Origin of the sequence: Solirubrobacter pauli, from assembly GCF_003633755.1 — a bacterium.
Lineage (GTDB): Bacteria > Actinomycetota > Thermoleophilia > Solirubrobacterales > Solirubrobacteraceae > Solirubrobacter > Solirubrobacter pauli.
Genome location: NZ_RBIL01000001.1, coordinates 1,260,590 through 1,281,661 on the forward strand (window position 1 = coordinate 1,260,590; position 21,072 = coordinate 1,281,661).

Annotated in this window: 18 protein-coding genes; 14 read left to right on the forward strand and 4 right to left on the reverse strand. The window is 71.6% G+C overall.

The window, feature by feature from the left end:
• Nucleotides 1-7: 7 nt before the first annotated feature.
• Genes C8N24_RS05865 through C8N24_RS05875 form a run of 3 tightly spaced genes read right to left on the reverse strand, consistent with a single transcriptional unit; the run spans nucleotide 8 to nucleotide 3,834 of the window.
• Nucleotides 8-1,018, reverse strand: a complete 1,011-nt coding sequence (locus C8N24_RS05865; protein WP_121248916.1) for a DUF459 domain-containing protein — start codon at nucleotides 1,016-1,018, stop codon at nucleotides 8-10.
• Nucleotides 1,018-2,403, reverse strand: coding sequence for an MBOAT family O-acyltransferase (locus C8N24_RS05870; protein ID WP_121248918.1), 1,386 nt, complete (start codon nucleotides 2,401-2,403; stop codon nucleotides 1,018-1,020). The genes C8N24_RS05865 and C8N24_RS05870 overlap by 1 nt, the downstream gene beginning before the upstream one ends.
• An 18-nt stretch (nucleotides 2,404-2,421) precedes the next feature.
• Entirely contained in the window at nucleotides 2,422-3,834 is a 1,413-nt protein-coding gene (locus C8N24_RS05875) for a methyltransferase domain-containing protein (RefSeq protein WP_121248920.1), read from the reverse strand.
• Between the two features lie 51 nt (nucleotides 3,835-3,885).
• On the opposite strand from C8N24_RS05875, the gene C8N24_RS05880 reads away from it, so the two are divergent.
• From C8N24_RS05880 to C8N24_RS35320, 6 genes are all read left to right on the forward strand, one after another.
• Nucleotides 3,886-4,740: a Pvc16 family protein gene (locus tag C8N24_RS05880; RefSeq protein WP_147447654.1), complete on the forward strand. Its 855-nt coding sequence runs from the start codon at nucleotides 3,886-3,888 to the stop codon at nucleotides 4,738-4,740.
• Between the two features lie 153 nt (nucleotides 4,741-4,893).
• Nucleotides 4,894-5,199 (forward strand): ANTAR domain-containing protein, encoded by a 306-nt coding sequence (locus C8N24_RS05885; RefSeq protein WP_147447655.1) that lies wholly within the window; start codon nucleotides 4,894-4,896, stop codon nucleotides 5,197-5,199.
• A 9-nt stretch (nucleotides 5,200-5,208) separates the two neighbouring features.
• Nucleotides 5,209-6,771 carry a phage tail sheath family protein gene (locus C8N24_RS05890; RefSeq protein WP_121248926.1) on the forward strand — a complete coding sequence of 521 codons (1,563 nt, stop codon included), beginning with the start codon at nucleotides 5,209-5,211 and terminating at the stop codon, nucleotides 6,769-6,771.
• A 34-nt stretch (nucleotides 6,772-6,805) separates the two neighbouring features.
• Nucleotides 6,806-7,252, forward strand: a complete 447-nt coding sequence (locus C8N24_RS05895) for a phage tail protein (protein WP_121248928.1) — start codon at nucleotides 6,806-6,808, stop codon at nucleotides 7,250-7,252.
• Between the two features lie 25 nt (nucleotides 7,253-7,277).
• Complete coding sequence (locus C8N24_RS05900) at nucleotides 7,278-7,652, forward strand: hypothetical protein (RefSeq protein WP_121248930.1); 375 nt, start codon at nucleotides 7,278-7,280, stop codon at nucleotides 7,650-7,652.
• Between the two features lie 20 nt (nucleotides 7,653-7,672).
• A complete protein-coding gene (locus C8N24_RS35320) occupies nucleotides 7,673-7,804 on the forward strand; it encodes a hypothetical protein (protein WP_281272618.1) in 132 nt (43 codons plus the stop codon).
• Nucleotides 7,805-8,082: 278 nt separating this feature from the next.
• Here the strand turns inward: C8N24_RS35320 and C8N24_RS33705 are convergent, their stop codons facing one another.
• Complete coding sequence (locus C8N24_RS33705; RefSeq protein ID WP_170178872.1) at nucleotides 8,083-9,774, reverse strand: hypothetical protein; 1,692 nt, start codon at nucleotides 9,772-9,774, stop codon at nucleotides 8,083-8,085.
• Nucleotides 9,775-9,823: 49 nt separating this feature from the next.
• On the opposite strand from C8N24_RS33705, the gene C8N24_RS33710 reads away from it, so the two are divergent.
• From C8N24_RS33710 to C8N24_RS05940, 8 genes are read left to right on the forward strand one after another with little or no spacing between them, the layout of a single operon-like run.
• On the forward strand, nucleotides 9,824-11,932 hold the full coding sequence (locus C8N24_RS33710) for a hypothetical protein (protein WP_170178873.1): 2,109 nt from the start codon (nucleotides 9,824-9,826) through the stop codon (nucleotides 11,930-11,932).
• Between the two features lie 11 nt (nucleotides 11,933-11,943).
• Nucleotides 11,944-12,396, forward strand: coding sequence for a phage tail protein (locus C8N24_RS05915; RefSeq protein WP_121248934.1), 453 nt, complete (start codon nucleotides 11,944-11,946; stop codon nucleotides 12,394-12,396).
• A gap of 1 nt (nucleotide 12,397) precedes the next feature.
• The gene (locus C8N24_RS05920) at nucleotides 12,398-13,066 is read left to right on the forward strand and encodes a CIS tube protein (RefSeq protein WP_121248935.1); all 669 of its coding nucleotides are present in this window, start codon (nucleotides 12,398-12,400) and stop codon (nucleotides 13,064-13,066) included.
• A gap of 6 nt (nucleotides 13,067-13,072) precedes the next feature.
• Nucleotides 13,073-14,779 carry a VgrG-related protein gene (locus C8N24_RS05925; protein WP_121248937.1) on the forward strand — a complete coding sequence of 569 codons (1,707 nt, stop codon included), beginning with the start codon at nucleotides 13,073-13,075 and terminating at the stop codon, nucleotides 14,777-14,779.
• A gap of 6 nt (nucleotides 14,780-14,785) precedes the next feature.
• Entirely contained in the window at nucleotides 14,786-15,190 is a 405-nt protein-coding gene (locus C8N24_RS33715) for a GPW/gp25 family protein (protein WP_342794562.1), read from the forward strand.
• Nucleotides 15,187-17,184, forward strand: coding sequence for a putative baseplate assembly protein (locus C8N24_RS05930; protein ID WP_170178875.1), 1,998 nt, complete (start codon nucleotides 15,187-15,189; stop codon nucleotides 17,182-17,184). Before C8N24_RS33715 ends, C8N24_RS05930 begins: the two co-directional genes overlap by 4 nt.
• On the forward strand, nucleotides 17,185-17,886 hold the full coding sequence (locus C8N24_RS05935) for a phage tail protein (RefSeq protein ID WP_121248941.1): 702 nt from the start codon (nucleotides 17,185-17,187) through the stop codon (nucleotides 17,884-17,886).
• Entirely contained in the window at nucleotides 17,883-20,972 is a 3,090-nt protein-coding gene (locus tag C8N24_RS05940) for a PASTA domain-containing protein (protein ID WP_121248943.1), read from the forward strand. Before C8N24_RS05935 ends, C8N24_RS05940 begins: the two co-directional genes overlap by 4 nt.
• Nucleotides 20,973-21,072: the final 100 nt, after the last annotated feature.

Below are 21,072 nucleotides of genomic sequence, written 5' to 3' on the forward strand. Positions count from 1 at the left end.
GTGTCCCTCAGTAGGTGAAATCCTGCCCGAGGCGCGCCAGGACGGTCTGCGCGAGCAGACCGGCACCCTCGTCGTTGAGATGGATCCCATCAGCAGCGCGAACGATGCGCTCCTGTCCATCGATCGAGATCGCGTCCTCATATCCGCGCGGGGCGAACATCGGAACCGTGTCGAGCACGCGCACCTGGCTCGCCCACGGCTGCGCCGCGACCTTCACGGCCGCGTTGACGACGCGGTTGATCTTCGCGCGGTCGGCGTCGCGCGCCGTCGGGATCGTGATCCAGTACACGCGGGCGTTCCCCGCCTGGCGGTAGGTGTCGGCCATCCGGCGCGCGCGGTTGGCGTACAGCGCGGCCCAGTCGGCCGAGCAGCACTCGACCTCCTTGCCCGCGCCGTTCTCGATCGGGAAGCCCTCGTTGGCCCCGATGAAGACGACGACCGCGTCCGGCCTGCGGCGCTTGACCTGCTGGGTGGAGAGCTCGCCCCAGTCCAGCAGGAACGACTTCGAGATGCCGGTGCCCAGGCGCACGTCGCGCTCGACCTTGACGCCGCGGCCGGACAGCGCGGTCGCCAGCTTGGCGTCCAGCGGCTGCGCCATCGAGTCGCCGGTCACGAGCAGCGTCCGCAGGCGCTCCTTGCGCGGCGGCGCGGCCCCGATCGCCGCCGGCTCGAACGCGTCCTTGGTCACCGGTGGCAGCTCGCCGCCGGCCTGCGCGGCGACGTTCTCGAACCCGCCGCCGCTCTCGAGCGCCTCGTCGGGCGAGAGGAACGCGAGCGCGTCGTCGACGGCGTCCGCGAACGGCAGCGCGTCGGCGACGTCCCCCGCCGGGTTGCCGAAGAAGAGCACGACGTCGCGATCCCAGCCCGGGTCCATCCGCTCACCCTGCGAGCGCAGTCCGTCTCCCTTGAAGACCACCAGCAGAGCCGCGCAGACGAGCAGGGCGATGACGCCGTCGCGCGCCCGGAACCGGGTCAGCCCGTTGCGGTCGAAGCGGTTCATCAGGGAGTCGTCGGGCATCAGAATCGGAAGTAGATGAAGGGGGCCACGCCCTGGCTGGACACGGTCGCCGCGACCAGCGCGATGACCACCGCGAGCCCCGCGCCCAACAACACCGGGCTCGTGCGCTCGATGCGCACCTGCACCCGCTCCACCGTCCGCTCGGGCACGAGCTGCAACCCGATCACGGCGACGACCATGAGCGCGACCGGCACCGTGAACAGGGTGGCAGGCCCGGGCTCGACCATGCGCGACACGAAGTCGCCGAAGATGTCCAGGTTCGGCGAGCGGAACAGGATCCAGCCGAGCACGACGAGGTGGAAGGTGACCGCCCAGCGCACCCAGCCGGGGATCCTCACCCGCCCGCGCCACGCGTGCTCGATGCACAGGCAGGTGCCGTGGAAGAGCCCCCAGAGCACGAACGGCCACGCCGCCCCGTGCCAGAGCCCGCCGAGCACCATCGTCAGCATCAGGTTCCGGTACGTCTTGAACTTGCCCTTGCGGTTGCCGCCGAGCGGGATGTAGAGGAAGTCGCGCAGGAAGCGGCTGAGCGTCATGTGCCAGCGGCGCCAGAAGTCGCTGAAGCCGGTCGCGCGATACGGCGAGCGGAAGTTCTGCGGGAAGACGTAGCCCATCAGCAGCGCGAGCCCGATCGCCATGTCCGTGTAGCCGGAGAAGTCGCAGTAGATCTGGGCCGTGTACGAGTAGGCGGCGAGCCACAGGTCCGGCGCGCTGTACGCGTCCGGCACCGCGAACACCGGGTCCACCACCTCCCGCGCGAGCGTGTCGGCGATCGCCAGCTTCTTGACCAGGCCGAGCGCGATGAGGGCGAGGCCGGAGCCGACGGCGACCTTGCGCGGGTCCGGCGGCTGCTGGAGCTGCGGGAGGAACTCGCGCGCCCGCACGATCGGCCCGGCCACCAGGTGCGGGAAGAAGCTCAGGTAGATCGCGACGTCGATCGTCGACGCGGGCTCGACGAGCCGGCGCTTGACGTCGACCACGTACGAGATCGCCTGGAACGTGAAGAACGAGACGCCGACCGGCAGCGCGATCGTCAGCAGCGGCAGCGGCAGCGAGAACGGGCCGAGCGCGCGGTCCCAGCTCTCGACGAAGAACGCGTAGTACTTGAACACGCCCAGCACGAGCAGGTCGAGCGCCACCGCGACGCCGAGGATCCACGACCGCGCCCGCTCGCCCTCGGTGCGGGCGATCAGCTTCGCCGCCCCCTGGTTGCCGAGCGTGATCGCGCCCAGCAGCAGGCAGAACCGCCAGTCCGCGTAGCCGTAGAACACGTAGCTCGCGACCACGATGAACGGCTTCCACAGCGCCTGGTGCTTCATCAGCGCCCACGAGATGACGAGGACGACCGGGAAGAACAGCGCGAACTGGACGGTCGGGAACAGCACGGCGGTGCAGCGTACGAATCAGGGCTCGAGCAGGAACAGCCGCGCCAGCTCGACCAGGTTGCGCTCGAGGTCCTCGAGGCCGATCTCGAAGCCCACCGCGGACTTCAGGTCGGCCTGGATCGCCTCCCGGTCACGCGTGCCGTCGAGCAGCGTGATCAGCACGCGCGCCGCCGGCTCCTCCATGCGCACGCGCATGTAGGCGAGCGAGACCATGTCGGCGCCGCGGCCCGCCTGCCAGCGGGCGAGCCGTGAGGCGCGCGGACGCTCGCCGGGGGTCTCGGCCGCGCGCAGCGGACCGGCGTGCGGCATCAGGCGCTCGCGCCGGAAGCCTTCGAGCAGCGCCTCGCCGAGCGCGACCGGGTCGGCGTCGAGCTCCTCGCGCAGGGCGTCGAAGCTGACCGCGCGCGGGCGCCGGGCGTCGAGCACGCGGAACGCGTCCGCGGTGAGGCCGACCTCGAGCGGCTCGGCGTTCGGGCGCACCGCCCAGTGCAGGCGCCGGGTGCGGTCGGGCGCGGCCTCGGGCGCGACGTCGCGCCCGGCGTGGCAGATCACGCTCTGGCGGAAGTGGCGTGCGGTGAGGACGTCGCTGAGGTTCTCGAAGGCCACGCGGTCGCCGTCCACCAGGTCCCAGGCGAGCGGCTCGACGCCCTCGGGCAGCATCTCCGTGCGCAGGCTGAACAGGTCCGCCTCGCCGACGTAGCCGAGCCCGTGGCCGGCGGCGTGCTCGGCGAACTGGCCGAACCAGCGCGGCGTCCAGAACTCCCCCAGGTCGTCGTGCACGAGCCGGTAGCTCGGCGCGTCCGCGAGCACGGGGATCTCACGCGAGAGCAGCGCGCCGTAGGTGTCGGCCTCGGTCACGCGGTGCTCGGCGAGGAACTTGTAGAGCTCCTGCGCCTTGGCGGCCTGCGCGAGCGCTCCATCTTCTTTGCGGGCGTGCCAGAGGCCGGCGTCGCGCAGCATGCGCCGGAAGTAGCCGCCGGGCTGCGCGTTGAAGGAGACGTAGGCGATCCCGTCGGGCGTGAGCGAGGCCTTGATCGTCGCCAGCAGCGCGTCGTCGGCCTCCTCCGGGATCCACCCGTAGACGCCGTGGGCGATCACGTAGTCGAACTGACCGAGCCGGCCGTTCGTCAGGTCGCGGACGTCCGCCTGGTGGAACTCGGCGTTGGTCAGGCCGATCTCCTGCACGGCCTGTTGCGCCTCCGCGATCGGGGTCGCGGCCAGGTCCACACCCACCGCCGTCAACCCGGGGGTGGCGGCGGCCATGGCGAGCATGTTCCCCCCTGCTCCACAGCCGATCTCCAGCACCCGCGCGGTGAACGGGTCAGGCGGCTCGATCCCGTGCAGCACCGCCACCGTCGCCAGGCGATCGGGGTGGGTCTGCGCATACGGGAAGTTGGAGTAACGTACCTCGTCGTAGATGGTGTCGGACATCAGGCGGGCAATCTTCACATCGTCGGCGGTCGCGCAGGTAGGGTGCACGCCGTGCTGACGATCAACGTGCCGCTCAACACGATGCTGGCGGACCTGGACGAGACGCTCCGGGACCTCCTGAAGGATGAGCTCGAGCGGCACGGCTTCGAAGGCGTCGACATCGAGTTCGACGCCCCGTCGCGCGACTGGTCCGGGCAGCTCTCCAAGCCGACCGTGAACCTGTTCCTCTACGACCTGCGCGAAGCCGAGAACCTGCGCGCCAGCGAGTGGACGCCGACCCAGAACTCCAGCAACGGCCGCCGGGTGGAGATCCGCCCGCCGATGGTCATGGAGTGCTCGTACGCCGTGACGGCGTGGACGCAGGCGGTCGAGGATGAGCACCGCCTCCTGAGCCAGGTGCTGGCGATCCTGTTCGCGTTCCCGCAGCTCCCCGAGGAGCGGCTGAACGGGCGCCTCACCGGCGGCTCGCAACCGTGGCCGATCAAGGGGCGCATCGGGCAGGGCAAGGGCGAGAAGTCGGACTTCTGGAGCGCGGTCGGCGGGCAGTACAAGGTCTCGCTCGACTACGTGGTCCGGCTGGCGGTCGAGTCGGGCGCGCGCCGCGAGCGTGGACCTGAGGTCCGCACGCAGACCATCCGCACGTCGCTCACCGACGCGCCGCGCACCGTGCTCGAGATGCATCGCTCGACGGGTCGCGTGAAGGACGAGCAGGGCAACCCGGTGTCGGACGTGTGGGTCACGCTCCCCGACCTCGGCGCCTGGGCATCCAGCACACCGCAAGGCACCTTCCGCTTCGACCGCCTGCCCCCCGGTCTGCACCGGGTCCTGGCCCGCGCCGCCGACGGCCGCGAGGCCGACGCGCTGCTGCAAGTGCCCGGCCCGGGCGCCGACTTGGTCATCTCATAGACCGAATGCACATCCACCCCGGCATGGATTGCCCGAATGGCTGCCTGACAGCCTCTGGCCTTCCCCAACGATCCCGAGCAAGGTACGGGCATGGCGATTGAGCCCGGCCCCCGCGTCCTGCTCGGAAACCTGGGACCGATCATGCGAGTGGGCATGAATCGCGTCCTGATCGAGGAGGGCTGTGAAGTGGTCGGTCATGAGGACCGGCCCAGCGCCATCATCGGGGCCGCGCATCGGCTGCGCCCCGACATCGTGGTGCTCGATCTGGACAACGGGTCGTCGCATGAGCTCGCGCAGCTCGTGCGGGGCGCGTCTCCGGAAACCACCGTCGTGCTCTGGGCCCGCGAAGAGGACCTGATGGAGGTCCTCGAGCCGGTCTGGAATACATCTCGCCTCGTCGCCGTCCCGATTGTCGAGCGGCTGAGAAGCGAACTGAGCGGCCAGCACGTCCACGAGTGAAGGAGTGACATGCCCACGTACCTGACTCCCGGCGTTTACGTCGAGGAAGTCCCGTCCGCGAACAAGCCGATCGAGGGCGTGAGCACGTCCGTCGCCGCGTTCGTCGGGCTGGCCCCGGGCGGCCCTGTGAACACGCCGATGCGGATCTCGAACTGGACTCAGTTCGCGAAGATCTACGGCGACCCGAACGAGCCGGACAACGGCCCGTTCATGGAGGGCGCCTACCTGGCGCACAGCGTCTACGGCTTCTTCCAGAACGGCGGCACGACCTGCTGGATCGTGCGCGTGGGTGACGACGGCGCCTCCAACGGCCGCGCCGCCGCGGCGCGCGCCGCGCTGCCGGCCGCGACCGACGCGTCCGTCGAGGCGTTCGCCGCGGTCGCGCTGAACCCGGGCAAGGACGACGTCACGGTGGAGATCACCGAGGAGCCGTCCGCCGGTGAAGGCGCCGACAAGACCTACACGGTCAAGGTCGCGCAGGGCTCCGAGAACGAGGAGTTCACGGGCCTGTCGACCAAGAAGGGCCGCACGAACCTGGCCACCAAGGTCAACGCGCAGTCCAAGCTGATCAAGATCGAGGAGACGGGCGCGGCCCTTCCCGAGGCGCAGCGCGTCCCGGCGACCGGCCTCTTCAAGCTCTCCTCGCCGTCGATCGACCCGGGCAAGGTCGAGGGCAGCCACTTCGCCGGCGACGTCGCTCGCCGCAAGGGCCTCGGTGGCCTCGCCGCCGTCGACGAGATCACGATGGTCGTCGCGCCGGACATCGTCAAGCTGCTCGGCGACGACGGCGACGACTCCTCGTTCCGCGACCTCCAGGGCAAGCTGATCGCCCACGCCGAGGGCTCGGGCGACCGCATGGCGATCCTCGACACGCCGCCGGACCTGCTCCCGCAGGAGGTGCTCGAGTGGCGCCTGAACACCGCGGGCTACGACTCGAAGTTCGCGGCGCTCTACTACCCCTGGATCGAGGTCCAGGACCCGCTCACCAACAAGCCGATGATGGTTCCGCCGTCCGGCCATGTGGCCGGCCTGTGGTGCCGCACGGACGCCTCGCGTGGCGTGCACAAGGCGCCCGCGAACGAGGTCGTCCTCGGCGCGAACGGCCTCGGCTTCCAGGTCACGCACGCCGAGCAGGGCGGCCTGAACAAGGTCGGCATCAACTGCATCCGCGCGTTCCCGGGCCGCGGCATCCGCGTGTGGGGTGCCCGCACGATGTCGAGCGATCCCGAGTGGCGCTACATCAACGTCCGCCGGCTCTTCAACTTCGTGAGCGAGTCGATCATGGAGGGCACGCAGTGGAGCGTGTTCGAGCCCAACGATGAGAAGCTGTGGATCCAGCTGCGCATCGCGGCGGAGAACTTCCTCACGCGTGTGTGGAACGACGGCGCCCTGTTCGGCTCCACGCCGGGCCAGGCGTTCTACGTCAAGTGCGACTCAGAGACCAACCCGCCCGAGGTCATCGAGGCCGGGCAGGTCATCTGTGAGATCGGCATCGCGCCGGTCAAGCCCGCCGAGTTCGTGGTCTTCCGCCTGTCGCAGTTCAGCGGCGGCGAAGGCTCGTCCATCAGCTAGTCACGTCGGTAACGATTAGAAAGGACTGACCGGAATGCCGGCCAATGACAAGGAAGCCCACGTCCCGATCTGGTTCACGCTGTCCATCGGCGGTGCCGAGGCGGCGGGCTTTTTCAAGGAGGCCACGGGCTTCGACTCGGAGTCCGAGGTGACCGAGATCAAGCGGTCGCTGCCCAACGGGCGCACCGACGTGATCAAGGCGATGGGCAACACCAAGTGGGGCGACATCGAGCTCAAGCGCGGCGTCGATCAGGACAAGACGCTGTGGAACTGGCGCAAGCTGATCGTCGACGGCAAGCTCAAGGAAGCCCGCAAGGACTGCACCATCACGATGATGGACTACGAGCTCAACCCCGTGGTCACGTACTCCATCATCAACGCGTGGCCCAAGAAGTACACGGGCGTGGGCCTCAAGGCGGACTCCAACGAGGTCGCCGTCGAGGGCATCACGCTCTGCCACGAGGGCTTCGAGATCAAGTAGCAGGACGACCCAAGGGCATGAGGCAGTGAAGTCGGAATACGCGTTCACGCTCCCTCGGGGGCTCGTCGACAGCGCCGGTGGTGTGCACCGCGAGGGCACCATGCGGCTGGCGACGGCCCGCGACGAGATCGAGCCGCTGCGCTCGGTGGAGGTCCGCCAGAACGAGGCGTACCTCACCGTGCTGCTGCTCGCTCGGACCGTCACCCAGATCGGGGAGTTCACCGAGATCACCCCCGAGCTGATCGAGAGCCTGTTCGCCGCCGACTTCGACCACCTCCAGCGCCTCTACGAGCGGATCAACTCCGACGGAGAAGCGGTGGGGGTGGTGGCCTGCCCGGCCTGCTCCAACGAGTTCGAAGTGGACCTCACGGAGATAGAGGACGGGCGCCTGGGGGAATGAGTCGGCCGTCCCCTCCTGAGTTGCTGGAGGAGACGGCCCGCCTCGCGTATCACTTCCACTGGCCCCTGGACACGATCTTGGACCTGGAACACGCCGACCGGCGCACGTTCCTGCGCGAAGCGGACGCGCTCGCCTATCCGTACGAGGAATGAGCCCGTTGAACAACTCCGACACACCTGCCGCGGCACATCCGCCGCACCACGTCACTCGCATCGCCCATCCTTCGACGGACTCCTAGCTCCATGGCCGACGACACCCCGCCCCAGAAGCGCCCGCCCGTGAAGATGGGGCTGCGCGTGGTTGCCCGCCACAGCGCCGGCCGCCACGGTGGCCGAGCGTTGGCGCGCGACGTCATCGACGCACGTACGCCCAAGCACCTGGACGCGTCCACGCGGCTCGCCCGCCATCCCGAACCCGTCGCTCCCGAGTCTTACGCGCCCCCCGCGCCGCCGGCCCCGCCGGCGTCCGCCGCGCCGGTCGCCCCGGCTCCGCCTGTCGTCGCCGCTCCGCCCGCGCCCGTCGCGGAGGTCGCGCGCGAGGCGGCCGCACCGGCTCCCGCGCCCGCCCCTTCAGGCCCTTCCGAATACGCGAAGGCCGGCATCAGCGACTTCGCCGCCCAGTGGCTCTTCGGCGACCAGAGCGCCGCCCAGGACGGCCTCGTCCCGATGAACATCGCCGAGAAGATGCAGGAGCCCACGAAGGAGCAGCGCCTCGCCCGGTTCCTCGCCCGCGGCGGCCTCGAGCGCTCCCGCGGCGCCCGCATCGTCGAAGGCGCCGCCGCCGGCCCGATCTCCTCCGAGGAGCTCGGCCTCGACTCCTCCGAAGAGGGCGACTCAGCCTCGTCCCTGAAGCGCCTCTCCCGCAAGCCGATCGAGTCCTCCTCGGCGCCGGTCTCCGCCCCCGGCGGCGCCGACGCCCCGGCCGCGCCCGGCGACACGTCGTCGTCGGCCGGCTCCGCGGACTCGGCCTCGCTCGCGCGCACGCCCGACGACACCTCGTCGCCCGCGGACATCGCGCCGACTTCGTCGCCCTCACTCGCGCGCACGCCCGCCGACACCGCGCCGCCCGCCGACATCGCGCCGGCCTCGTCGCCCTCGCTCGCGCGCACGCCCGCCGACACCGCGCCGCCCGCCGACGCGGCAGGCTCGGCCTCGCTCGCGCGCACGCCCGCCGACGCCGCACCGCCCGCCGACATCGCGCCGGCCTCGTCGCCCTCGCTCGCGCGCACGCCCGCCGACACCGCGCCGCCCGCCGACGCGGCAGGCTCGGCCTCGCTCGCGCGCACGCCCGCCGACGCCGCACCGCCCGCCGACATCGCGCCGGCCTCGTCGCCCTCGCTCGCGCGCACGCCCACCGACTCGGCCCCGTCGTCTTCGTCGGCCCCGGCCGTCGCGCGCACGCCCGCCGAACCCACCACGCCAACGTCTTTGGCCCCGGCGACCTCCTCGGCCCCGGCTGTCGCGCGCACGCCCGCCGAACCCACCACGTCCTCGTCCTCGTCCCCGTCGTCTTCGTCGGCCCCAGCCTCGATCGCCCGGACGCCAGCCGACCCTGCGCCGACGACGTCTTCGGCCTCGACCACACCCGCCGACCCGACCCCCGCGACCTCGTCCGGCCCGGCCTCCATCGCGCGCACGCCCGCCGATCCTGCGCCGACCGCTTCGGCCTCGACCACACCCGCCGAGCCGACCGCTTCGGCCCCGGCCTCGATCGCCCGCACGCCCGCCGACCCTGCGCCGACCTCTTCGGCCTCAGGCACGCCCGCCGACCCGACCCCGTCGACCGCTTCGGCCCCGGCATCGATCGCCCGCACGCCCGCCGACGCAGCGCCCACCTCGTCGGCCTCGACCACACCCGCCGAGCGGACCGCTTCGGCCCCGGCCTCCATCGCGCGCACGCCCGCCGACCCTGCGCCCGCCTCTTCAGCCTCAGGCACGCCCGCCGAGCCGACCGCTTCGGCCCCGGTCTCCATCGCGCGCACGCCCGCCGACCCTGCGCCGACGTCTTCGGCCTCGGGCGCGCCCGCCGAGCCGACGCCGTCGACCGCTTCGGCCCCGGCATCGATCGCGCGTACACCCGACGACGCCCCGGCCACTCCGGTTCCCGCCGCCGGGCCGGTCAAGGTCGCGCGCAGGCTCGCGGAGGCGACCGAGCCGCCCGCGCGGCCGGTGATGAAGGTCGCCCGCGTCGCGGAGGCCCCGCTGCGTCCGGTGGACCCCGCGCCGGCGCCGGTCGCCGCCCCGGTGGCCGAGCCCGAGCCCGCCGCCGACACCGCCGAGGCCGCGCCCGACGAGACGCCGCGCCGCGGGATCTTCCGTCGCTTCATGGACGCCGTCACCGGCTCCGAGCCCGAGGACGCCCCGGGAGCGACGGTCGCGCGCACGCCGGACGACGGTGACGCACCGGCGGCCGACACTTCCGCGCCGGCCACGGCGGCGGCTCCGTCCCTCGCGCGCTCGGTGGACGCTCCGGCGCCGCCGACGGTCGCGCGCTCGGTGCCGAGCGCTCCGTCGCCCGCCGGCACCGCAAGCGCGCCCGCGGCCACGAGCGGACCGTCGCTGGCCCGGAGCGCGAGCACCGCCCCGGCCGCCAACGGGCCTTCGCTCGCCCGCAGCGCGAGCACCGCCCCGGCCGCCAACGGGCCTTCGCTCGCCCGCAGCGCGAGCACCGCCCCGGCCGTCAACGGGCCTTCACTCGCCCGCAGCGCGAGCGCCGCGCCGACGTCCAGCGGCCCGTCGCTGGCCCGCAGCGCGAGCCCGACGCCCGGCACGGGCGGCCCCTCGCTCGCGCGTTCCGCCGAGACGTCCGCCGCCGCGCCGAGCGAGCCGACCCTGTCGCGCACGGCGCACCCGGTGTGGGCCGAGCCGGCCGCGCCGAGCCTGGCGCGCTCCACCGACGACGACATGGCGGCCGACGGCCCGACGCTCGCCCGCTCCGTGCAGGACGACTCGGAGCCGCCGGACGGTGTCGGCCCCGTTCCGGTCGACGCGGACGCGGACGCGGGCCTCGCGCGCTCCGCCGACGCCGACGCCGAGGCACAGCCCGCGGCCGGGCAGCCGAGCCTCGCACGCTCCGCCGACACGGCAGCGTCCTCCGGGCCGAGCCTGGCCCGCTCCGCCGAGACCGCTCGGCCGCGCCTCGCACGCTCGCCCGACACGGCAGCGTCCTCCGCACCGAGCCTGGCCCGGTCCGCCGACACGACCGGAGCCGCCGGGGCGAGCCTCGCGCGCTCGACCGACACGGCAGCCTCCTCCGCACCGAGCCTGGCCCGATCCGCCGACACGACCGGGGCGAGCCTCGCACGCTCGACCGGCACGGCAGCCTCCTCCGCACCGAGCCTGGCCCGGTCCGCCGACACGACCGGGACCGCCGGGGAGAGCCTCGCGCGCTCGACGGACGCGATGACGCCGGCCGCTTCCGCCGCCCCGAGCGTCGCCCGCTCGACGGACACCGGGACGTCCTCCGGGCCGAGCCTGGCCCGGTCCGCCACGACCGGGGCCGCCGGGACGGCCGGTGCGAGCCTCGCCCGGTCCGCGGATACGAGCGCCCGCGCCGCCGCACCTGCCGGACCGTCCCTCGCACGGTCCGCCGACACGAGCGCCCGCTCGACCGAGGCGGCCGCACCCGTGCTCGACGCAGGCCACAGCCTCGCCCGCTCGGCCGACACGGCCGCGTCCGGCCCGACGCCCGCCGCGCCGCTCGCGCCCTCACTCGCTCGCGCGGCGGCCGAGGCGGCGCCGCCCGCGCCGTCGGCGGTCGCGTCCGGCACCGCCGCGCCGCTGTCGCTCGCGCGGGCCACGCACGCGCCGTCGACGAACCGAGCCCTCGCGCGCGCCGCGGCCGCGCCGCAGTCGCAGCCGGAGCCCACGCGGCGGCCGAACCTGGAGCTCGTCCAGGACCAGCCGCAGATCGCGCGGTCCGCGGCCGAGCGGATCGCCGACGCCACCGGCGGCGCCATCTCGGACACCGGCCAGGGCGGGCTCCGCAGCGTGACCTTCCCGTCGCCGAACCCCGGCGGCGCGCCGATTCCGGCGATGCCGGAGCTCACCCAGCCGACCGAGATCACCATCAGCCGGGAATTGGCGGATCCGGCTCCGGCGTCTACACCTGCAGAGCAACCGCAGACCGCCGGCGCGCCCGCCCCCGGGAACACGCCCGAGAAAGAACAAGACGAGGCCCATAAGCGCGAGGAGCTGTACGAGTACTTCCTCGACCGGTTCAAGCGCGACCTGCTCGCCGAGCGTGAGCAGATGGGCCACCTGATCATCGACAACCCGTAGCGAGCCGCCCAATGCCACCTGCCAGCGCCGCCACCGACACGAACCCACCGATCCAGCACGCGAAGTCCTTCAGCGTGAACATCCCGACGCTCACGCTCGAGGTCGGGCTGTTCACGCAAGTCACCGGGCTGTCGGCGCAGGTGGACGTGATGGAGTACCCGGAGGGCGGCGTCAACACGTTCGTGCACCGGCTGCCGTCGCGGATCAAGCAGGGCAACGTGACCCTCAAGCGCGGCGTGACGTCCGAGAAGGCGCTGATCCAGTGGTTCCAGGCGACGGTCGTCAAGGCCCAGCCCGCGGACCTGTCGATCGCCGTCCTGGACGAAGTCGGCAACACGGTCCAGACGTGGTCGTTCCGCAACGCCTACCCGGTGAAGTGGACGGGCTCGGACCTGAACGCCGGCGGCAACGAGTTCTTGACCCAGTCCCTCGAGATCGCCCACTCCGGCATGAAGGTGATGTGAGATGCCGTTCGGGAACGCAGCCCTGCCCGAGAACTTCGTCCGCGCGTACCTCGAGATCGAGGGCGGCGCGAAGCTCGACTGCTACTTCAACCCGACCGAGTACTCGATCGCGAAGACGAACACCTGGGAAGCCGAGAAGGTCAACGGCAAGTCCTCGCCCAACCAGAAGTTCACCTCCGGCAATCCGCGCAAGATGGAGCTGAGCCTCCTCTTCGACCAGACGTTCCCGCCGTTCAAGATGAGCGTCGGCGAGGCGACCGCGCTGCTGCTGGACGCGATGGAGGTGCCGGGCGGCCAGACCGCCGGCGCGCCGACCGCCGCGCCGCCGTTCATCACCTTCGGCTGGGGCAAGCTCAAGTTCAAGGGCGCCTGCACGAGCCTCACCTGCACGTACAAGCTCTTCTCCCCCGAGGGCGAGGCGCTCCGCGCCGACGTGAAGCTCAGCCTCACGCAGACCGGCCAGCCGCCCAAGGGCCAGAACCCGACGACGCGCGCGCAGGCCGGCTTCGGCGTGCACCGCGTCAAGGACGGCGACACGCTCCCGTCGATCTCGTACGCCTCCTACGGCGACGCGACGAAGTGGCGGCTGATCGCCGAGGCCAACGGCGTCGACAACCCGCTGCACCTGCGCCGCGGAAGCTCGCTGTCGCTGCCGACGCTGGAGACGTAGTCGCTCATGGCCGCCGTCAACGGGACCACCGCCAAAGAGCATGTCGCCTCGATGCAGGTGCTGGTCAACGGCGCCGAGCTCGACCCGACCTACCGCGCGCTGCTGACCGAGGTCAAGGTCGTCGACAGCCTCACCCTGCCTGACATGGCGCTGATCCGGATCACGGACCAGAAGGGCGAGAACATCGACTCCAACCCGCTGCAGCTCGGCGCGAAGATCGAGATCAAGGCCGGCCAGATGGCCGACCGCGCGACCGCGTCGATCTTCAAGGGCCAGATCGCGGCCGTGGAGCCCGAGTTCACGCCGCAGGGCGTCGTGCTCTCCGCGCGCGCCTACGACGAGGCGCACAAGCTCAACCGCGAGAAGAAGACGCGCACGTTCCAGCAGATGTCCGCGTCGAACATGGCCCAGAAGGTCGCGTCCGAAGCCGGGCTCCCGGTCGGCGAGATCAAGTCCACGAGCGTCGTCCACGAGTTCTTCCAGCAGTCCAACGAGACCGACTGGGCCTTCCTGTGGCGGCTGGCGATGATGCACGACTACGAGGTCGTGGTCGCCGACAGCAAGTTCAACTTCCGCCCGGCCAACGTCTCCAAGGGCTCGGCCACCGAGGTGCGCTGGGGCGACACGCTGCAGACGTTCCGCCCGCGGATGAGCGGCATCCAGCAGGTCAACGAGGTCGAGGTCCGCGCCTGGGACCCGAAGAACAAGCAGGCCGTCGTCGGCACCGCCAGCAGCCCGGAGACCACGTCCAAGCCCGGCGTCGCGCGTTCCGCGGTCGCGGGTGACCTGGGCGGCGGCAAGACGGTCGTGACCGACCGGCCCGCCGCCAACACGGCCGAGGCGAACGAGATCGCCAAGGCGACGCTGCAGCGGATGGCCGACGCGTACTTCGAGGCCGACGGCGTCGCCCGCGGCAACCCGGCGATCAAGGCCGGCTCCAAGCTCAAGATCGCGGGCGTCGGCCAGAAGTTCGGCGGCGAGTTCACCGTCTCCTCGAGCACGCACTCCTACCACGGCCATCGCGGCTACCAGACGAGCTTCCAGATCTCCGGCCGCAGCGCGCGCACCCTCACCGAGCTGATCCGCCCGCCGGCCGACCGCGACTGGAGCAGCTCCGGGATCGTGGTCGGCGTGGTGACCAACAACAACGACCCCGAGCAGCGCGGCCGCGTGCGCGTGAAGTTCCCGAGCCTCTCCGACAAGGAGGAGTCGGCCTGGGCGCCCGTCGCCACCGCGGCCTCCGGCAACGCGCGCGGTCTGCTGATGCTCCCGCAGCCCAACGAGGAGGTCGTGATCGGGTTCGAGCACGGCGACAGCCGCCGCCCGATCGTTCTCGGCTCGACCTTCAACGGCCGCGACAAGCCGGGCCCCGACCTGCTGCAGAACCGCGACGGCTCGTTCGCGGTGCTCTCCGACGAGAAGATCCACCAGCACTCGAAGAAGGACTTCGAGATCAAGTCGGATCAGAACATGGTCGTCGAGATCAAGCAGGACGAGAAGACGAAGGTCACCGGCAACTCGACGCACGAGACCACCGGCAACAACAAGCAGAAGGCGCAGACGTTCGTCGTCGAGGCCGGCTCGTCGATGACCGTCAAGGGCGTCTCGGTGACGGTCGAGGCGTCCGCCGCGCTCACCCTGAAGGGTGCGACCGTCGACATCCAGAGCTCGTCCGCGCTCACGCTCAAGGGCGCGATCATCAACATCGGTTAGGGTCGAATCGTGACGGAGATCATCGGATCCGGCCTCGCGTTCCCGCTCCAGGTCGACCGCCGTGGCGGCATCGCCCTGGCGCGCGACGAGCAGGACATCGAGCAGGCCATCCAACTCATCCTCGGCACCGCGCCGGGCGAACGGCCGATGCGCCCCGAGTTCGGCTGCGGCGTGCACGACTTCGTGTTCGACTCGATCGACGCGAACACGATCGGCAACATGGAGCAGGCGATCCGCGACGCGCTCATCCGCTGGGAGCCGCGGATCGAGGTCCAGGCCGTGAACTTCGACTCGACGGACGCGATGGCCGGCCTGCTGACGATCGACATCATCTACAAGGTGCGCGCGACCAACACCGAACGCAACCTCGTCTATCCCTTCTACGTGATCCCCGCGGAGGAGATGGAGTGAGGCTCCCCGAGATCCAGCTCGACGACCGCCGCTTCCAGGATCTCGTCTCCGAGGCACGGACGCGCATCGCGCGCTCCTGCCCCGAGTGGACCGAGCACAACGTCTCGGACCCCGGCATCACGCTGATCGAGCTGTTCGCGTGGATGACGGAGATGACGATCTACCGGCTCAACCGCGTGCCGGACAAGCTCCACGTCGCGCTGCTGGACCTGCTCGGGATCCGGTTGGACGGCCCGGCGGCCGCCACCACCAGCCTGCGCTTCAAGCTCGCGGACGCGCCGAGCGAGCCGATTGTCATCACGGGCGGCGAGACCGAGGTCGGCACGCCGCGCACCGCGCACGACGAGTCGATCATCTACCAGGTCGACGAGGACTTCACGATCCCGTCGATGACGCCCGCGGCCTACGTGCTGCAGCGCGTCGGGCAGACGCCCAAGAACGTCGGCGTGGCCGACGGCGAGGCGCGCCCGCAGGGCTCGGACCAGCTCGCGTTCGGCACGCCGCCGCAGGTCGGCGACTGCCTGTACCTCGGCTTCGAGGACCCGCTGGACCGGCTGATCATCCAGATCGACGTCGACGCCTCGCAGGCGCGCGGCGCGGGCGTGAACCCGGAGGACCCGCCGCTGCGCTGGGAGGTCTCCCAGGGCGACAACGAGTGGGCTCCGGCGGAAGTGCTCGAGGACCTCACGGGTGGCTTCAACTACGGCTCCGGCACTGTCGAGCTGGAGCTGCCGCCGCGCTCGTCGATCGCGCCGATCGCCGGCCAGCGCCTGTACTGGCTGCGCTGCCGGATCACCGACACGACCGCGTCCGGCCGCCAGGGCGCGACCTACTCGCACGCGCCGGAGATCTACTCGATCACGGCCGTCCCGATGGGCGCGCGCCTGCCCGCGACGCACGCGTCGCTGATCGAGCGCGAGACGCTCGGCGTCTCCGACGGCACGCCGGGCCAGCAGTTCCCGCTGCGCCACAAGCCGATCCTGAAGGTCGGCCCGGGCGAGACGCTCGAGGTCCAGGACCCCGACACCGGCGACTGGGTGCGCTGGGAGTGGCGCCCGGACTTCGTCTCCTCCACCGAGCACGACCGCCACTTCACGGTGGACCTCGTGTCCGGCGAGGTGGAGCTGGGCCCGGCGATCCGCGAGACGAGCGGGCGCTGGATCCAGTACGGCGCGGTGCCGCCCAAGGGCGCCGTCCTGCGCTTTACGCGCTACCGCCACGGCGGCGGGCGCGACGGCAACGTGACCGCGCACTCGCTGACCGTGCTCAAGAGCACGATCGCGGGCGTGGACACCGTCACCAACCCCGACGCGGCCTCCGGCGGCGTGGACGCCGAGATCCTCACGCACGCGCGCCAGCGCGCGTCGATGGAGATCCGCTCGCGCTACCGCGCCGTGACCGCCGAGGACTTCGAGTTCCTGGCCGGCGAGGCGAGCCCGCGCGTGGCGCGCGCCGTGTGCATCCCGCCGCGCGACGGCGGCGCGATCCCCCTGCACCTGGTCCCGCGGATCTACCCGGCCGACCGGCGCCTGCACTACGAAGAGCTGATGCCGGAGCCGGAGCTGCTCAACGAGGTCGGCGAGTACCTCGACGAGCGGCGCCTGATCGGCACGACCGTCGAGCTCAAGCCGTGCCGCTACCGCGGGCTCAGCGTCGTCGTGGACCTGCAGGCCCGCCCGCTCGCGGACACCGCGCGCGTCGAGCAGGACGTCGCGCACGCGCTCTACACGTACCTGAACCCGCTCGTGGGCGGCAACCCGACCGGCCCCGGCGCGGGCTGGGCGTTCGGACGCGCGCTCAACCAGGGCGAGCTGTACGGCGTCGTGCACGCGGTCGAGGGCGTCGAGTTCGTGCGGATCCTGCGCCTGTACGAGACGAACCTCGAGACGGGCGAGCAGTCGGCCAAGCCGTCCGGCACGCACATCGTGCTCGAGCCGGACGAGCTGATCGCGTCCGGGCTGCACATCGTCAAGGCGTCGCACCGAGAGGATTAGGTGGACCCCGAGCAGTACAAGGGGCCGGAGACCGGGAGCAACGGTCACGGGACCGATCTCGAGCGCACGTCCACGGACGGCAACGGGAACGGCTACCGGACCTTCTCGGGGGCGGGCTTCGGCACGCTCATGATGCAGTTCGCGGCGGGGCCGAAGGAGACCCCGCCGGTGGCGTCCACGCGCGCGTACCTGCGCAACGGGCTGCCGTCGCTCTACCAGGACGGCGACTTCGGGATGCGGTTCATCGGCTCGCTCGAGGAGCTGCTGGACCCGATCGTCGCGATCCTCGACGCGCTGCCGTACCACTTCGACCCGAACTTCGCCCCGCCGGACATCCTCGGGCTGCTGGCCGCGTGGCTGGGCGTCGACCTCGACGAGACGCAGGACATCAAGCACCAGCGGGAGATGGTGCGCCGGTCGGCGGAGCTGAGCCGTCGGCGCGGCACGGTGAAGGGGCTGGAGCTCGCGCTGCAGCTGCACTTCCCGAACCTCCCGCTGCGCCTGGAGGACAACGGCGGCGTGGTCTGGCACGGCAAGCCGGCCCAAGAGCGGAATGCGACGTCGGACTTCGTCGTCTATTGCGACAAGCCCGTCGAACCCGAGACCCAAGCCGCCGTCGCCCGGATCATCGAGCAGTACAAGCCGGTCCAGGCCACGTACCGGCTGCGCGTCAAGGCAGCGAAGAAGAAGGTCGAGTCATGAGGACGTGCCAGAGCTGCGGCAAGGAGAACCCTGACGAGCAGGACTTCTGCAGCTGCGGCGAGTACCTCCGCTGGGAGCCGACCGGGTACGGGATGCCGGCGATCACGCCCGACCAGGTCGAGCCGACGCCGAGCCCGGCCGAGCCCGCGGCGCCTCCCCCGCCGCCGGTCGTCACACCGGCGCCGCCGCTCACCCCGGAACCCGGCAACGGGAACGGCCACTCGCTCCCGGCCGTCCCCCCGTCCCCGCCCACGCCGCTGCCCGCGGTGCCGGACAGCACGCGCCCCGACGCGCGTCCGGTGGCGAAGACGATGATCCGGAACCTGCCGGCCGTGCAGGCGCCGCCCGCCTCCCCCGCGACGCCGCCGACCGGCGGCCCGCCGCCCCCGCCGATCGCCGACCGCCGCGACGAGCTCCCGTCCGAGCCCGCCACGATCGTCCTGCGCGCCGACCAGCAGGGCGACTACGCGAAGGGCTCGATCCTCGACCTCACCGTCGAGCCGGGCGAGCGCGGCAAGGTGCTCGCGCTGATCCGCAACCAGAGCGGGATCGTCGACAACTACGACCTGCGCATCGAGGGCCTGCCGGACGACTGGTGGTCGATCTTCCCCGGCACGGTCTACCTCGTGCCGTTCGGCGCCGGCGGCACCTACGAGCAGGAAGTCGAGATCCACCTGCACCCGCCGCGCGGCCCCGAGGCCGAGGCGCGGCTGTGGGAGCTCAAGGTCACGGCGGACTCGAAGGCGAGCCGGATCGTCGCGGCCTCCGCGCCGCTGCACCTGCACATCGGCTCGTACATCGAGACGGCCACGGCCGTGCGCCCGCAGCGCCGCCGCGGCCGCCGCAAGGCCGAGTACGACGTCACCGTCATCAACAAGGCCAACGCGCCCGTGCTGGTCGCGCTGGACGGCGAGGACACCGACGGCGAGCTGACGTTCGGCTTCAACCGGCCGCCGCAGGAGATCCCGGCGGGCGGGTCGGTCACGACGCAGATGCAGGTCAAGCCGCCCAAGCAGATCTGGATCGGGCGCGTGAAGGACCGCCAGCTGTCGATCGAGACGATCACGGGCGAGGAGGCGCAGGCGCGCGCCGCCGCGGCGCCGCTGCCGGCCTCGGTCCTCGACGGCGTCGACACCGAGCCGCCGAAGAAGAAGTGGTACCAGCGCCGTCCGCGCGCGCCGCGGATCCCGGGCATGTACCCGCCGCGCATCTACAAGCCGATGCTGTACCCGCCGGACGTGAACTTCGGGCCGGGCGGCATCCAGATGCGGATGCCGCAGATGCGTGGGCCCCAGTTCCACGGGCCGCAGATGGGCGGCGCGAGCGCCCGCTCGATGGGCATGCCCGGCGCGGGCGGGCAGCTGAAGATGCCGTCGCGCAGCGGCAACAAGATCTCAGGGCCGCTCGCGCCCTCGCAGGGCGTGTTCCGCCAGCAACCGTGGATCCCGTGGTGGTCGCTGCTCGTGCTGGCGCTGCTGCTGGTGCTGCTCTTCCTCCTCTACCGGTCGCTGCCGGACAACGTGAAGGTGCCGAAGGTGACGGGCACCGAGTCGGCGTTCGTGGCCGAGGAGACGCTGACCAAGTCCGGGCTCAAGCTCGACCCGTCGCAGAAGACGAAGGTCGACGACAGCAAGCCGGCCGGCTCGGTGCTCGACCAGACGCCGAAGGCGGGCGCGGAGGTCAAGAAGGGCTCGACCGTGACCGTGCTGATCGCGACCGGGTCGGGCAAGGTCAACGTGCCCGACATCGCCGGCAAGACCGCCAGCGACGCCGACAAGGCGCTGCGCGAGAAGCAGCTCACGCTCGGCCAGGCCTCCCCCTCCGACGCCGCCCCCGAGGCGAAGATCTCGAGCCAGATCCCGGCGCCGAACGAGGTCGTCGCCGCGGGCACGCCGGTGCAGATCTTCTTCGAGGACCCGACGTCCGCCGAGCAGCGCGAGAAGCAGGGCAAGGACGGCAAGGGCAAGGCCGGCGTCGGTGGCGGCGGCGCGGGCGGCGGCGGTGCCGGTGGTGGCGGCGGCGCCGACATCACGGTCCCGGCGATCGGCGGCGACGACGTCGAGAAGTACGCCAAGAAGGCCGCCGACCTCGGCATCGTGCCGAAGACGACGCGCCGCTTCGACGACGCGCCGGTCGGGCGGCTGATCGCCGTCACGCCTGAGCCGGGCACCAAGGTCAAGGCGGGCGCCAAGGTCACGCTCGTCCAGTCGGCCGGGCAGCCGCAGGTCGTCTTCACCAACGGCAAGGACATCCTGCGCGTCAACGGCGCCAACGGCCAGAAGCTCGAACCGGTCGCGGACGGTGACGAGGAGGAGACGAACCCGACCTGGAACGCGGCCGGCACGCACGTCGCCTACATCGCCGACGGCCGGATCATGCTCAAGGACATCACCAAGGACAACGCCGACGCGGTGCCGCTGACGCCCGCCGGCAGCGACGACTCCAACCTGGCCTGGGCGCCGATCGCCGACCGGAACGTGCTCGCGTTCACGCGCGCCACGGACACCGACGTAGACCTGTGCCTCGGCAAGATCACCCAGAACGGGATGGACGAGAGCTGCATCGCGGACCCGTCCTTCTCGCCCAACCGCGTCGTCCACTGGGCGCCCGACGGCAAGTCGATCCTCGCCTTCGCGGGCAAGAACGACCAGAGCGAGATCGGGATCGTGCGCTGGAAGCTCAAGCAGGGCCGCGAGGCCTTCTCGTCCAAGGCGAGCGACTGGTCCAAGGGCCGCTTCGTCTCGGACACCGACCGGCCCAGCAAGTTCATGCTGGACGCGACGATCTCGCCCGACGGCAAGCAGATCGCGATGATCTCCAACCAGGGCGTGTCGCGGTTCACGCTGTTCCTCGGGGACGCGAAGAACGGCTTCGACCTCAAGAAGGCGAAGAAGACCGCCGTGCGCGCGTGCAAGGTCGTGTGGCGCAGCGACGGGCGCGAGCTGCTGGTCATCCAGGCCGACGCGGGCTGCCGTGAGGAGGTCGGGGCGCTCGTGCGTGTCCCGGCGGGCTCGACCCGCGAGGGCGAGACGCTCAACCCCGCCGGCAACGACCCCGTCTACCAACCGCTCTCGCTCGAGGGCTGATCTGCGGTGCTCTGCCACAGCTGCCGTCGCCAGCTCGAGCGCGGAGCGAGCTACTGCGGCAGCTGTGGGGCGCCCCTGAACGGAGCGCCCGCTCCGCTGG